This window comes from Pseudomonas sp. S60, from assembly GCF_016647865.1.
GTDB lineage: Bacteria > Pseudomonadota > Gammaproteobacteria > Pseudomonadales > Pseudomonadaceae > Aquipseudomonas > Aquipseudomonas parafulva.
Map to the genome: position 1 here is coordinate 93665 of NZ_JACVVH010000017.1, position 13427 is coordinate 107091.

A 13427-nucleotide genomic window follows, 5' to 3' on the forward strand; every position below is an offset into this window, starting at 1 on the left:
AAGCGCCATTTCACCCCTACCCCTATTAAAAAGAGAATCCAGCATGTCGATAGACAACAGCTTAATTGGATCGGTCATCAACGCCTTGCCCATGGACCGCATGATCGCAGGCCCACTGCAAGCCATGGTCCAGGCCCAGGTTACCGCCAGCAAATCCTATGCAGACTTCCTGATGCAGGTGTGTGTGCAGGATGGCAAGGCGGTGGCCATCCAGTTCGACTATGACGAAACCATCGTTGACGAACAGGGCGAATACAAGGGTGTGGTCAGCAAGACCATGAAGGTGCCCCTGGTGGCGGCCATCACTCATCCAAACATCGCCATCGAACAAGGTACTGTCGAGTTCGAACTGGTCATCAACCAGATGTCCGAAGAAACCTCGGGCAAGGACCTCAACGCCGAGGGTGCTGCATCCCTGGGCTGGGGGCCTTTCAAACTGAACGTCAAAGGCAGCGTGAGCCATAAGGCCGCGCAAACCCGCAAGACCGATACCCGCGCCCGCTACGCGTTCAACACCACGCTCAAACGGCAGGAGCCGCCTGAGGCGATGATGAGGGTGATTGATTTTCTGACCGACGCTGCCACCAAACCCACAGTGGTCAAGAATGCCGCCCTGGAAAGCCAAGAACACATTTCGCAGGCAGACAGGCTCAAGGCCCCTGAAACCAACCCGACACCTCCCAGCACCACGCCCGCTCCGGGCGGAGCAATCACCTGAACCTCACCCTTGATCGCGCCCACAGCCCCCGTACATCGGGGGCCCCCAAGGCCTGAAGAGTCGACCCCTTGAACAAACCCCCTGCCCCCATGACCTCAATCGACCTGCGCGAGATCACCCGCGGCCTGCAGGAAGCGGCCAGCGCAGCCAATAGCCTGATCGCACAGCAGTACATCAACCTGTTCGACCAGTTCTTCGAATGCGACACCGACGCACTGGGCGCCCCCATGAAAGCCAAGATGGTGGAGGTGGCCATGGACGGCCATCACATCATGCGGGTGCCCTTGTTCGCCCTGGTGTCGCCCAAAGGCCTGGCGCTGGAGCGCATGCAAGTGGACTTGTCGGTGCGGGTGAAGGGTACCGAAGCCCGCCAGGCCCTGCGCAGTACCGGGGATGACAAGACGGCAAGCTTCAAGGTCACCATCGGCGGCCAGGGCCGCCAAGGGGACAACCGCGACCCTGACGAGGTGCAGATTCGCATGCAGTTCCAGGCCAGCGAGCCACCCGAGGCGCTCAACCGGTTGATCGAGGAATACACCAGCCTGATCATCCCGGTTCGCGCCCCGGCTGCCCCTCCCGCGCCTGACAGCAACGAGTTCATCGAGGCAGCCACTGTGCGCTGAACAGCGCCCAGGCGCTGCTAGAAGTCTCGCTTGTAGAAGATGTCGAGGGAGCTGGCCAGCCCGCTGGCCGCCTCCACATACACCTTCTTGCTGAGTTTGTAGCGCAGCGCAATGGTGTTGGCCGGCTCGAACACGCCCACCCCGTAACGCAGGCTGAGCTTCTCCGTGAGGTTACCGCTGGCCACCACGCTGGTGGTGTTGCCCGACCCCTCGGTATCGAGCTGGAAGTCATCGATACCCAGCCGCGACGCGACGCCGCCGGTAAACCCGGCACTCCCCGCCAGCCCCAGGCCCAGTGCTGCCTCGGCCAGCATGTTGTTGTCTTCGCCAGACGCCCCCAGCGGCCGGCCCAGCACCAGGTAGGACAGCGCCTGCTCCTGGCTCATGGCAGGTTCCGAGAACACCGTGGAGGTGGGCTGCTCGGCATTGCCGCTCAAGCGAATGCCTGCCACCACGTCATCCACCTGGCGGATCGCCTCGATATCCAGATAGGGCTGATCGATAGGGCCTGCAAACAACAGCCGTGCCCGGCGAATGGTCAACCGCTGGCCATAGGCGCGGTAGCGGCCATCGGCCAGGCTGAGTTCACCACGGGTATCGAGGTTGTCGCCGATATGCACATGGCCCAGCAGGTTGGCCGTGAGGCCGAACCCGCTGAACGACAATTTATCCCGGCCCACTTCCACATCGATGTCCATGGCCATGGCCATCGGCGGCTTGCCTTCTTCGGTCTGGTTGCCGACGATCACGGTGTCGTCCGACACCTTGACGGTAGAAGGCGGCAGCTCACGCACGGTGATCTTGCCCTTGGGCACCTGCACTTTGCCCGTAACCGCCAACTTGTCATCGATCAGTTGCAGGGTCAGGTCGGGGGCGACTTCGAGCGTGGCATAGGGCTCCACCGTGACCGGCAGCTGCTGGCCCTGAATGCGTACCTGCATACCCAGCGCCTGCCCCCAGGTCAGGCTACCACCCAACTGGCCGCGCCCTGCCGCACCGCTACGCCAGCTGCCATCAAGCTTCACCTGCTCGCCGGCAATCTGCGCCTGCAGGTTAAGGTCCTCGAAGCTGGTGGGCAGTTCGGCACCGCTCACCTCACCCCCGCTGAGCATCAGGTTACCGTTGACCTGGGGTGTGAGCAGTGTGCCAGACAGCTGGCCACTGCCCTTCAACTGCCCAGCCAGGCGTTCGACCATGGGCACGAACGGGCGAGCGATGGCCAGGTCGAGGCCGGCCAGGTTGAAGTCACCCGACAACGGTTTGTTCTGGCCCAATGGGTCGATACGGGCATTTACAGTCAGTTGGCCAAGGCGCTCACCGCGAAAGGCCAGGCGTGTGTCGATACGGCGCGGTGCCAGTGTGCTGTCCAGGCGCAAGGCCTGGTACGGGAAGTCTACCCAGCGCTCATTGTCACGCACGCGCAGCGTGCCACCGCTGGCATCCACAGCAACCGTACCTTTCGGGCCACTGGCGGGCAGGTCCAGGTTGATGTCGGCGTTCAGCAAGCCCTGCCAGGCAAAATCCTTGGGCATCCATTGCGCCAGGCTTTCCAGTGGGAAGCGTTTGAGGTGGTAGCGCAGGCGTGGCTCCGGCGCCAGCCGCTGGTCATCACCGCACAGGCTGGCCTGGCCGGAACGCCAGCAGTGGGCACCAAAATCCACCTGCCCGCTGGCCAGGCGCTGTAGCCGCGCTGGTGCTTGCAACTGCCAGTCCTGGCCACCGGCCTGGATGCGCCCGCTTGCCAGGCGTCCACGCCAGTCCTCCTTGTCCATCTGGCCATCCAGACCCAGGTCGAGCTTGAGCTGCGGCCCGTTCAGGGCCAGTGTAAGGGCCTGCCGACGGGCATCGCCCTTGCCATTGGCCTGCAAGGTGCCCAGTGCGGTATCGCCTGCCTGTATGCCACTCGCCTTGAGGTCGATTACACCGCGCTGTTGGTTGTCCAGGCGGGCATCGAGGTTGAGCTGCTGCAGCCTGTTGTCGGCCTGCGCCAGCCGCTGGCCTTGAAGGGTCAGTACACCCTGCGGCGCTTGCAGGGTACCGGCGACGTCCAGGCGCCCTTTGACCTGCCCTTGCAGTTCTGGCCACAACTGGCCCAGGCGTGGCAGGTCGATGTCCACCCTGCCGGCCAGCCGTTGTTGCAGGCTACCGCTGCCGTTGATGCGGTTGTCACCCAGTTGCACGGCCAAGGTGCCCAAGGTCCAGTGTTGCCCAGCGCCGTCGGCCAGCACCTTCAGCGTGGCAGGCTGCCCCCGTAGCCGGCCCTTCAGGTCCAGCTGCGCATCGAGGTTGAGCGCCTCGCCTTTCATCTCCCCTTTGCTGCGCAGCGGCCCCGCCAAGGTGCCTGGCAACTCGGCCACCCAGTAGGCAGGGTTCAGGGCTGATAACTGCAGGTCGACATCCCAGGCAACGCCTTCTGCGAAGCGCACCGCGACACTGCCTGCCGCCTTGCCTTGCCCGGCGCTGAGGGCGAGCTTGGGCAACGACACCTGGCCGAGGTCGCCCTCGAACGGGCTCGCCAGGCTGAACGCACCGGCCGGGCCATCCAGGTCACCCTTGAAGGAGCCCTGGTAATGGCCATCGCGATAGTTCACCACCGCATCCAGGCGCTTCAGGCTTACCTGTGGCGGTGCGTCCAGCGGGTACAGGCGCAACCACGGGAAGTCCTGCCAGGCCAGCTGGGCGTCCGCGGCCAGGCCATTTTGCCAGTCGACCGAAGCTTGCAGCTTGACCCGCTGCGTGTCGCTGGCCGTCAGGTCCAGGCCATTGAGCTTCGCCCCTTTGCTGTCGACGATGCCCGATAAAGCCAACGGGATGGGACCCTGCCTGGCCGGCAGGCTGGCGGAGCCAGAAAGCGCGTAACCGTCGTTCAGGTTGCCCTGTGCATCCAGCACCAGTTGATCGAGCTGCAAGGTGTCTGGCAACGTGTCAGCCGGTTTGAACGCCGCAGAGCGGATTTGCAGGGTCGCGGGCAAATGCTCTGCCAGCGCCTGCAACTGACCGGTGAGTGTGGCGTCCAGGTAACCGCTGCTGGTGCCGGTCAGGTTCAGGGTTTTCTGCAGTTCACCTGTGGCATTCAACGCCACTTGCCAGGGCTTGCCCTCTACCGCAGGCAACTGCACCTGACCTTGTAGCTGCACCGGCCAGTCACCTTCCGGCTTCAGGTCACCTTGCAGGTTCAGTTGCAGGTCATCGCGCTGCAGGTGCAGGCTGTCGATGCGCAGCCCATCGCGGGCCCAGTGGGCCGCCAATTGCAGGTCACCCAACAGATCACTGCCATCCAGGCGCAGTTGCCCCACCTTCACCTCGCCCAGTTCGATGGCCAGTGGCAAGCGCAAGGCAGGTAACTGCAACGGGCCTGTTTCGCTGGGTTCGGTTGCAGGCGCAAAGGCCATGTCGATGCGCTGCGCATGCAGGCGGCTGATGCACAGCGTGGCACGCAGCAGACAGGCAGGCGACCAGGCCAGCAGCGGCGCCTGCACCTCCACCCGAGTCTGCCCATCGACGAAGCTCAACTGGCTCGCTTGCCAGGTACCACCCAGCCGGCCCTGAAAGCCCACCACTTCAAGGCCCGGCACTTTATCCAGCACCCAGCGGCTGCCCGCTTGCGTGCCTGCCAGCACACTCACCACCAGCATCACTGTCACCACCAGGCCAAGCAGGCCCAGCACCCCATACGTCATTACACGCTTCACAGCTCAGGCCCCATGGAAAAGTGCAGGCGGATGCCACCGTCTTCGTCCAGTGCCTTGGCCAGATCAAGGCGCAACGGCCCTACTGGCGACACCCAACGCACGCCAAACCCGACACCAGTCTTCAGGCTGGGCAGTTCCAGGTTGTTGAAGGCATTACCTTGGTCGACGAAGGTTGCCAGGCGCCATTTTTCAGTCAGCGAATACTGGTACTCGACACTGCCCGCGACCAGATAGCGCCCGCCAATACGGTCGCCATCACTGTTCTTGGGCGACAGGGTCTGGTAGTCGTACCCACGTACGCTCTGGTCCCCCCCTGCAAAGAAGCGCAGCGAGGGCGGGATGCTGTTCTTGAAGCCATTGCTGGCGCTGCCCCCGAACTGCAAGCGCCCAAGCAGCCGGTGGTTCTGGCCTAGGGTGGTCAGGCCCTTGAGCACCACGTTACCGTGCACCAGGTTGGTGTCCGAGCCCAGCCCCTCCTTGGCTACCTGCGCGTCGAACTGCAATCGGTAACCATTGTGCGGATCGATGCGGTTGTCGCTGCGCAGGAATGAATAGCTGATGCCGGGCATCAGCAGGTTGCTCAAGCCGGAATCGTCACCCAGGCGGTATTCCTCGCGCTGGTACTTGAGCGATATCACCCGTTGCCAGCCACTGGGCAACTTGCTGTGCCATTCGGGGCCAACGGTGAGCAGCTTGCTGAGGGTGTCTGTGCCTGCCAGTTCCTCATTCTGGTAGCCGCCAGCAAAACGCAGCTTGTCGGTGAGTGGGGGATCAAGCGGAATGTCGTACCACAGCCCTACGTTCTGCCGCGGTGCCGACAGCTCGGTTTCCCAGCCATAGCTGTGGCCTTGGGCGTTGACCCAATGCCGGGTCCAGTTGGCCTTGCCGCGTGGGCCAACGTCGGTCGAGTAGCCCAGGCCAAGCCCCAGGGTACGGGGTTTGCGGGTTTCGAGGCGCACGTCCACCGGGATGTTTTCACCCACTGCGGCGGTAGGTGCGGCATCGACGCGCACACCCTCGAAATAACCGCTCGACTGCAGGTCGTTGTTCAGCTCGGCAATCAGCTCGGAATCGTAGGGGGTGCCGGGCTTGAACGCGACCATGCGCTGCAGCAGGTCGTCGTCCAGCGGGGTATCACCGCTGAATGACACAGCCCCGAGGCGATAGCGCGGGCCGCTCTGGTACACCAGGCTGATGTCCGCCACCCCGGCCCGGGGGTCGACCGCCAGGCGCTGCTCGCTGAAGCGCCCGGCGAAGAAACCGTAGCGCGATGCCTGGTTCTGGATCAGCCGCTTGGCGTCTTCATACAGGCCATGGTTGAGCTGCTCGCCCGGGCGCAGGGCCCTGCTGTCTGGCACCCGGAAGGCCGCCATTTCGCTGGCAGGGCCTTCGATGCGCACGTTGACGTTGCGCAGCCGGATCGGCTCGCCGGGGACAATGCTGATGATCAGTTGCGGGGAGCCGTCTGCACCACTGGTGGGCTTGACCTCGGTGTTGATCTGGGCCTGGTAGTAACCCAGTGCCTGAGCGGCTTTGCGCGCCTGCTCCTCTGCCCCGCGACTGAAACGCAAAAGCGCTTCTTCGTCGCGGTTACCCAAGGTGCCGATATAGCCTTCGACATTGGCCTTGAGCGCCTTGTTGGCGGGTTTCACCTTGACCAATAGTTCACTCTGGCCCCATGCAGCAAAACTGGCAGCCCAGAACACCAGGCCCCAGCGTAATCTTCCTGAATAAGTCATGCGGCGCATGCTACCAGACCAAAACGTTCAAGGGAGCCGCCCCGTGCACTGCTTACAGCGAAGCGGCGCAGGCAGCGGTCGGGTTGGCGTGCAGGAACACGCGCTGGCGGATCGGCCCCACGGCAACTTCGCCGATCTGCGCAAAGCCCTGGCTCTGGTAGAAGGCAAGGTGGTGCTCGTTTCCGGTATCGACCACTACACCCTCGGTGACTGTGTCTTGCGCGCACCACGCTTGAACAGCTTGTAACAATTGCGCGGGGTAGTGGGTGCCCTGATGCTGTACCTGCACGCCCAGAAGCGGCAACACGTGCAACTGGTCACTGGGCATACAGGTGGCGATGGCTGCCTGATAGTCCATGAACCGGCGGGTGCAGCGCACACCAGCGCCCAGCATCATGCGCAGCCGCCAGGCCCAGCTGTCGGCTACGCCCAGGCGCCGCAGGGGCGGCACGATCAGCGCCACGCCGATCAGGCGGTCTTCGAGCAGCAGGCCGACGGCCGGCAACTGCAGGTAGAAATGCTGGCGCACCCACTCGCGAATGAGCGTACGCAGGCGCCGCTCAAAGCCTGGGCGCTGGGCATCGAACAGATAGGCAAAAGTAGGGTCGTTGCGGTACACGTTGTACAGCAGCGCGCGCGCCTCACGGCGATAACCACCATCTAGAACACAGACACGAGCCGGGGCGGCAGTAGTGTGGGGCATTGCGGGCAGACCTCCTGGAATGGGCGTACTGTGCCTTGGAGGCGCTACGCCGGGCATCGTTCACCTGGCAACGCACGTTAGCAGCCACACCCCGAAGCCGCCACGCTGGTGATGCACAGCGATGTCCGCTAGCATCGCGCGTTTTACCGGGATCGTCTTGCCATGAAGATCGTCTGTTTCAACATCAACGGCCTGCGCGCACGCCCACACCAGCTTGCCGCACTCATCGAAAAGCATCAGCCGGATGTAATCGGCCTGCAGGAAACCAAAGTCAGCGACGAGCAGTTCCCGCTCGCAGACGTGCAGGCCCTGGGCTATCACGTGCACTACCATGGGCAGAAAGGCCATTACGGCGTGGCGCTGCTGTCGCGCCAGGCGCCACTGAGCCTGCACAAGGGTTTCGCCACCGATGAAGAAGACGCTCAGCGCCGCTTTATCTGGGGTACCTTCGCCGACGCCCAAGGCAACCCGATCACCATCATGAATGGCTACTTCCCGCAGGGTGAAAGCCGCGACCACCCGACCAAGTTCCCAGCCAAGCAGCGCTTCTATGCGGATCTGCAGGCGCTGCTTGAAAGCCAGTTCCAGCAGGACCAGCCGGTGCTGGTGATGGGCGACATGAACATCTCGCCCCAGGACTGCGACATTGGCATTGGCCCGGACAACGCCAAGCGCTGGCTCAAGACCGGCAAGTGCAGCTTCCTGCCAGAGGAGCGCGAGTGGATGGAACGCCTGAAAGGCTGGGGGCTGGTGGACAGCTTTCGCCACCTGCACCCTGAGGTGAACGACCGCTTCAGCTGGTTCGACTACCGCAGCCGTGGGTTTGAGGACGAGCCCAAGCGCGGCTTGCGCATCGACCTGATCATGGCCTCGCAGCAGCTGGTGCCACGGCTGAAGGCGGCGGGTGTGGACTATGACCTGCGGGGGATGGAAAAGCCGTCGGACCATGCGCCGATCTGGCTTGAGCTCAGCTGATCAGCCCGTGCCCTGGCCGGGCGCTGCTACAAGCCCAGGCGCAGGGCCTCACCTACCCCGGCCCCGCGCCTGTCGTCTGCCTGGCTGATCAACGCAAAGTTGTACGCCCCGTGCGACCAGTAGCGGGCCTCCAGTGGGCCGTCGACCCGTTGCCCGGTCGGCATGCGGCGGTAATGCTCGCCGGGTGAACGCAGAAACAGGCTGATGCGTCGGCCGCTGCCGTCCTCGAACACCAGCAGTGCAGCCGGCCCCTGCTCATTGCTGAGCAAACGGGCGCCGACCGGGGTGAAACCATACCCGCTCAGGTCTGGCAGCTGGCCTACCTGGCTGAAGTGCCGCTGCAACCAGCCACGCATCTGCTCTGCGTCGCGGGCCTGAATGTCCAGCACCTGGCTGCCTGCAAACAACCGGTGGGCCTGCACGGCGTCGGCCATGGGCAAATCTGCGCGGGCAAGCGACACGTCACGCACGTGCCAGCCGCCCAGGCCGCCAATACCCAGCGCCACCACCACCATTGCAGCAGCGGCCCAACGTCGCTGCCGGCGTTGCCGCGCCTGGCGCAGCAGGTGCTGCCGGTTAACGGGGGTGCCCGCGTTAGGCTCGGCGTAACCGGCCAGTGCTGCGCGCAGGCGACGGGCATCGGCGCGCCAACCTTCCACGCGCTCGGCTGCCTGCGGGTTGCTGGCCAGCCAGGCTTGCACTTCGGCCCTGCGCACTGCGTCAAGCCGGTCGTCGACATAAGCGTGCAGTTCGTCTTCGCTGGGGATCAGGCGGGTCATTTCAGTCTCCGCAATGCCGGTGGCTGGGGGGCGCCTTCGGTAAGTTCACGCAAGGCGGTGCGCGCGCGCGACAGGCGCGACATCACGGTTCCAATGGGGATGCCCAAGGCCTGGGCGGCTTCCTTGTAGCTCAACCCTTCAATGCTGACCAGCAGCAACAGCGCGCGCTGCTCGTCCTTGAGCTGGGCGAAGGCCTGCAGGTCGGCCTGGGCCAGGACGATGTCCTCCAGATTGTCACCCACAGGCTCGGCGTCCGGCTCAGCGCGCCCGAACCAGGCCAGCCAGCGCGCATGCAGGCGATCCCGGCGCTTGCCGTCGAGGAACAGCCGATAAAGGATGGTGAACAGCCAGGCGCGCAGGGCTTCGCCGTCGCGCTGTTGCTGGCGACGGCTGAGGGCGCGCTCGACGGTGGCCTGGACCAGGTCGTCGGCGCTGCCGGGGTCGCGGGTCAGCCATACGGCAAAGCGCCGCAGGCGGGCAAGCAGTTCGCGCCACTGATGGTCGTCCAGGTCCTGCATGGCTATGGTCCGGCCCTAAAGGCTGTGAGTGTAGAGAACAGACGCCTGGCGGAAAAAACTATTCCTGATCAGGGAATAAATTTTTGCCACCACCGTCCTACCGGCATCTTCACTGAACCGGATGCCCCCATGAACCCACCTTTGCACGGACCGGCAAAAGCCTTGCGCTTCGCCGCCATTGGCGCCGTGATGCTGGCCGCAGGCGCAGGCTTCGCCTACGCGGCCGGCTGGCTCGGCACACCAGCGCTGACGCCCCAGCGCATCATCGACACCTTCGAAGCACAAGCTGGGCACTATGCTGGCTACCGCAAGAACCACGCCAAGGGCCTTTGCGTGAGCGGCTACTTCGAACCCAGCGGGCAGGCTGCAAGCCTGTCCACCGCCCGCGCGTTCACCCAGCCCCAGGTGCCGGTGATCGGCCGCTTCGCCATTGGCGGTGCAAACCCGTTCGCACCCGACACCGCCATCCCCGTGCGCAGCCTGGCGATCCAGCTATCCACCGACGATGGCCAGGTCTGGCGCACCGGCATGAACAACCCGCCAGTGCTCGCAGTGAGCACAGCCGAAGCGTTCTACGAGCAGGTGCTGGCCAACACACCGGACCCTGCAACCGGCAAGCCAGACCCGGCCAAGGTCCAGGCGTTTTTCGCCGCACACCCCGAAAGTGCGCCGTTTCGCCAGTGGGCTGCGGGGTACAAACCTAGCGACAGTTTTGCCAGCACCGCCTACCACAGCATCAATGCCTTTCGCCTGATTGACCCCAAAGGGGGTGAGCACCCAGTGCGCTGGCAGCTCGAACCCCAGAGCCCTTTCGCGGCACTGCCGCCCCAGGTGGATGACAAGCTGTTCCTGCAGCACGACTTGCAGGCACGCCTGGCCAAAGGCCCGTTGCGCTGGACCCTGCGCCTGGTACTAGCAGAGCCCGGTGATGCCGTGGACGACCCTGCCAAACCCTGGCCTGCCGACAGGCCCAGCGTGAATGCTGGCACCCTGGTGCTCCAGAGCGTGGACGCCCCTGAGCAGGGGGCCTGCCGTGACCTCAACTTCGACCCGTTGATTCTGCCGCAAGGCATAAAACCGAGCGCGGACCCGATTCTTGCTGCACGCTCGGCGGCCTATTCGGAGTCGTTCAACCGCCGTAGCCGCGAGTCCCTCAACACCGGAGCCCAGCCATGAAATCCACCGCCTTCCACCCACTTGCTCGCCTGCTGCACTGGATGATGGCCGTGATGATTCTGGTGATGTTGTTCATCGGCGTCAGCATGGTCGGGGACCTGTCCGTACGCCACCCTGTGCTGGTCAGCCTGCACAAGGCGACAGGCCTTGCACTGCTGGTGCTGGTGACCGTACGTATCATCGTGCGGCTGAGCCTGCCGCACCCGCCACTGCCTCGTGACCTGCCGCTGCTACAGCGCTGGGCAGCCGCGGCATCGCATTGGGTGCTGTACGGGTTGATGCTGGCCATGCCGCTGCTGGGCTGGGCCATGTTGTCCGCCGGGGGCTACCCGCGCCCGCTGGGCCTGCCGGCAATCGCCCCGCATGACCTGCAACTGTATGCGGTGTTGCGCCAGGCCCACGGCTGGGCAGGTTACCTGCTGTTCGCCACGGTGCTGGTGCATGTGGGTGCCGCGCTGATGCACGCATGGGTGCGCCGCGATGGCGTGATGCGCAGCATGTGGCCCGGGCCTCTGCGCCGCCGGGGCGCCGCAAAGGGTTCGACAGCCGATAATGGTTCTTACTAATATCGTCGGCCTCTTATCTGCACTGCCTGGACTTCCCCATGATCGCTGCAAAGGACACTGCCTCCCCAGCTGCCGCAAGCACCCTGGACCTCCGCCCACTGCTACTGGCCAACCTGGCCTGCACCATGTCGATGATGGCCTTCGTCGTGCTGGTAGGCCCGCTGGCACGCCAGTTGGGGCTTGCCACCTGGCAGGCGGGCGCCGCGGTAACGGTGGCGGGCGTTGTCTGGGTGCTGCTGGCGCGCCCGTGGGGGCGCGCAGCCGACCGCCTGGGCCGTTGGCGTGTGCTGTTGCTGGGCAGCGCAGGCTTTACCTTGGCGTACTGGGTGTTGTGCCTATTCGTCGAGGGGGCCTTGCGCTGGTTGCCAGGCCCGACACTGGCGTTCATCGGCCTCATGCTTGCCCGCGGCTGCATCGGGGCGTTCTACGCCGCAATCCCGGTGGGTTGCAACGCACTGATCGCCGACCATATCGAACCCCAGCGTCGGGCACGGGCCATGGCATCGCTGGGGGCGGCCAATGCTGTTGGCCTGGTGGTAGGCCCGGCACTCGCGGCGCTGCTGGCCCGTCACAGCCTGAGCCTGCCACTGCACGTCATGTCGGTGCTGCCGGCATTGGCGTTTCTGGTGCTGTTGTTCAACCTCAAGCCCCATGCACCGGCCCAGGGCCACGCGCCCAGCCCGGTCAAGTTGAGCGACCGGCGCCTGCGGCGCCCCCTGCTGGTAGCGTTCAGCGCGATGTTCAGCGTTACCGTGTCACAGATCGTGGTTGGCTTTTTTGCGCTGGATCGCTTGCACCTGGCAGCAGCCGAAGCCGCCCAGGCGGCAGGTATCGCACTGACCACGGTGGGTGTGGCACTGATACTGGCCCAGGTCCTGTTGCGGCAGCTGCAATGGCCGCCACTGAAAATGATCCAGGTGGGTGCAACCGTTTCGGCCCTTGGTTTTGCGGCCGGCGCGCTGGCGACCACAGCGCCTTGGCTGTGGGCTTGTTACTTCGTGGCCGCTGCTGGCATGGGCTTTGTTTTCCCGGCATTTTCAGCGTTGGCGGCCAATGCCATGCAGGCCTCGGAGCAAGGCGCTACGGCAGGCTCGGTGGGCGCTGCACAGGGCATGGGGGCAGTGCTTGGCCCACTGGCAGGTACGCTGGTGTACGCACTGGACCCACGGCTGCCTTTTGTGATGGTGGCGCTGTTGCTGCTGCTGGTGGGGCTGTGGCCGATGCCTAGGGCCAGGCATGCCTAGATGCACAGCGCGTGCGCCCTCAGAGTGTGTTTTAATGCGCGTCGCTCATTATTCTTGACACCTCTGATTACAAGGCGGCTATGGACACGGGGACACGACTCAAACTGGTGCGTGAACGCAACAACCTCTCCCAGCGTGAGCTGGCGCGCCGCAGCGGGCTGACCAACTCGACCATTTCGCAAATCGAGCAAAATCGTGTGAGCCCCTCGGTCAGCTCGTTGAAGAAGCTGCTGGAAGGCATCCCCATGAGCCTGGCAGAGTTCTTCAGCTTCGATGAGCCCGTGCGCGAGGAGCGCTATGTTTTCCGGGCGGGTGAGCAGCCAGACCTGGGGCGCAACGGGCTGCGTATGTTGCTGGTAGGGGCCAGTGTCGAGGGCCGGCAGATGCGCATGCTGCGCGAGCTGTATGCCCCCGGTGCCGATTCGGGCGAGCCGATCGTGCATGCCGAAGGCGAAGAGTGTGGCCTGGTTACCCGGGGCACCGTGGAACTGTGGGTTGATGGCCAGGTGAGTGTACTCAGCTCGGGCGATGGCTATTACATTCCCACCACCCTGCCCCACAGTTTCAAGAACATCGGCCCGGACGAGGCCGAGATCATCAGCGCCAATACGCCCGCCAACTTCTAAGCAGGCCCAGCGGCCCGCGCGCGCGGGCCGCCCGCCGCGTCAGGGCGCCGCCAGCACATACAGTGGGT

At 64.4% G+C, this 13427-nt stretch carries 12 protein-coding genes; 7 read left to right on the plus strand and 5 right to left on the minus strand.

Features of this window, described 5'->3' with window-relative positions; genetic code table 11:
• Positions 1-43: 43 nt before the first annotated feature.
• Together IAE33_RS10950 and IAE33_RS10955 are read left to right on the plus strand one after the other, a co-directional pair.
• Positions 44-718, plus strand: a complete 675-nt coding sequence (locus IAE33_RS10950) for a DUF2589 domain-containing protein (protein WP_201163516.1) — start codon at positions 44-46, stop codon at positions 716-718.
• Positions 719-786: 68 nt separating this feature from the next.
• A complete protein-coding gene (locus tag IAE33_RS10955) occupies positions 787-1341 on the plus strand; it encodes a DUF2589 domain-containing protein (protein ID WP_201163517.1) in 555 nt (184 codons plus the stop codon).
• Positions 1342-1358: 17 nt separating this feature from the next.
• Here the strand turns inward: IAE33_RS10955 and IAE33_RS10960 are convergent, their stop codons facing one another.
• Genes IAE33_RS10960 through IAE33_RS10970 form a run of 3 tightly spaced genes read right to left on the minus strand, consistent with a single transcriptional unit; the run spans position 1359 to position 7475 of the window.
• Positions 1359-5021 carry a translocation/assembly module TamB domain-containing protein gene (locus IAE33_RS10960; protein WP_236406376.1) on the minus strand — a complete coding sequence of 1221 codons (3663 nt, stop codon included), beginning with the start codon at positions 5019-5021 and terminating at the stop codon, positions 1359-1361.
• An 8-nt stretch (positions 5022-5029) separates the two neighbouring features.
• The gene (locus IAE33_RS10965; RefSeq protein ID WP_201163531.1) at positions 5030-6772 is read right to left on the minus strand and encodes an autotransporter assembly complex protein TamA; all 1743 of its coding nucleotides are present in this window, start codon (positions 6770-6772) and stop codon (positions 5030-5032) included.
• A gap of 52 nt (positions 6773-6824) precedes the next feature.
• Positions 6825-7475 (minus strand): GNAT family N-acetyltransferase, encoded by a 651-nt coding sequence (locus IAE33_RS10970; RefSeq protein ID WP_201163519.1) that lies wholly within the window; start codon positions 7473-7475, stop codon positions 6825-6827.
• 162 nt (positions 7476-7637) lie between these two features.
• Between IAE33_RS10970 and xthA the strand changes: the two genes are divergently transcribed.
• On the plus strand, positions 7638-8450 hold the full coding sequence (gene xthA / locus IAE33_RS10975) for an exodeoxyribonuclease III (protein WP_028634204.1): 813 nt from the start codon (positions 7638-7640) through the stop codon (positions 8448-8450).
• A gap of 26 nt (positions 8451-8476) precedes the next feature.
• Here the strand turns inward: xthA and IAE33_RS10980 are convergent, their stop codons facing one another.
• Both IAE33_RS10980 and IAE33_RS10985 read right to left on the minus strand, forming a co-directional pair.
• Positions 8477-9229, minus strand: a complete 753-nt coding sequence (locus IAE33_RS10980; RefSeq protein ID WP_201163520.1) for an anti-sigma factor family protein — start codon at positions 9227-9229, stop codon at positions 8477-8479.
• Positions 9226-9747, minus strand: coding sequence for a sigma-70 family RNA polymerase sigma factor (locus tag IAE33_RS10985; protein ID WP_201163521.1), 522 nt, complete (start codon positions 9745-9747; stop codon positions 9226-9228). Before IAE33_RS10985 ends, IAE33_RS10980 begins: the two co-directional genes overlap by 4 nt.
• Positions 9748-9876: 129 nt before the next feature.
• On the opposite strand from IAE33_RS10985, the gene IAE33_RS10990 reads away from it, so the two are divergent.
• The 4 genes from IAE33_RS10990 to IAE33_RS11005 all read left to right on the plus strand — a co-directional run bounded on the left by IAE33_RS10990 (position 9877) and on the right by IAE33_RS11005 (position 13359).
• Positions 9877-10923, plus strand: a complete 1047-nt coding sequence (locus IAE33_RS10990; protein ID WP_201163522.1) for a catalase family peroxidase — start codon at positions 9877-9879, stop codon at positions 10921-10923.
• Positions 10920-11489 (plus strand): cytochrome b, encoded by a 570-nt coding sequence (locus tag IAE33_RS10995; protein WP_201163523.1) that lies wholly within the window; start codon positions 10920-10922, stop codon positions 11487-11489. The genes IAE33_RS10990 and IAE33_RS10995 overlap by 4 nt, the downstream gene beginning before the upstream one ends.
• Before the next feature lie 38 nt (positions 11490-11527).
• Positions 11528-12733 carry an MFS transporter gene (locus IAE33_RS11000; protein ID WP_201163524.1) on the plus strand — a complete coding sequence of 402 codons (1206 nt, stop codon included), beginning with the start codon at positions 11528-11530 and terminating at the stop codon, positions 12731-12733.
• Positions 12734-12813: 80 nt separating this feature from the next.
• Positions 12814-13359, plus strand: a complete 546-nt coding sequence (locus IAE33_RS11005) for a cupin domain-containing protein (protein ID WP_028634209.1) — start codon at positions 12814-12816, stop codon at positions 13357-13359.
• Positions 13360-13427: the final 68 nt, after the last annotated feature.

What these genes read in the sequence shown, in the direction of transcription:
- IAE33_RS11000 (WP_201163524.1), top strand. Translation starts at nt 11,528, where the DNA reads ATGATCGCTGCAAAGGACACTGCCTCCCCAGCTGCCGCAAGCACCCTG.
- IAE33_RS10980 (WP_201163520.1), bottom strand. Translation starts at nt 9,229, where the DNA reads ATGACCCGCCTGATCCCCAGCGAAGACGAACTGCACGCTTATGTCGAC.
- IAE33_RS10995 (WP_201163523.1), top strand. Translation starts at nt 10,920, where the DNA reads ATGAAATCCACCGCCTTCCACCCACTTGCTCGCCTGCTGCACTGGATG.
- IAE33_RS10950 (WP_201163516.1), top strand. Translation starts at nt 44, where the DNA reads ATGTCGATAGACAACAGCTTAATTGGATCGGTCATCAACGCCTTGCCC.
- IAE33_RS10990 (WP_201163522.1), top strand. Translation starts at nt 9,877, where the DNA reads ATGAACCCACCTTTGCACGGACCGGCAAAAGCCTTGCGCTTCGCCGCC.
- IAE33_RS10970 (WP_201163519.1), bottom strand. Translation starts at nt 7,475, where the DNA reads ATGCCCCACACTACTGCCGCCCCGGCTCGTGTCTGTGTTCTAGATGGT.
- IAE33_RS10985 (WP_201163521.1), bottom strand. Translation starts at nt 9,747, where the DNA reads ATGCAGGACCTGGACGACCATCAGTGGCGCGAACTGCTTGCCCGCCTG.
- IAE33_RS10960 (WP_236406376.1), bottom strand. Translation starts at nt 5,021, where the DNA reads ATGACGTATGGGGTGCTGGGCCTGCTTGGCCTGGTGGTGACAGTGATG.
- IAE33_RS10965 (WP_201163531.1), bottom strand. Translation starts at nt 6,772, where the DNA reads ATGACTTATTCAGGAAGATTACGCTGGGGCCTGGTGTTCTGGGCTGCC.
- xthA (WP_028634204.1), top strand. Translation starts at nt 7,638, where the DNA reads ATGAAGATCGTCTGTTTCAACATCAACGGCCTGCGCGCACGCCCACAC.
- IAE33_RS11005 (WP_028634209.1), top strand. Translation starts at nt 12,814, where the DNA reads ATGGACACGGGGACACGACTCAAACTGGTGCGTGAACGCAACAACCTC.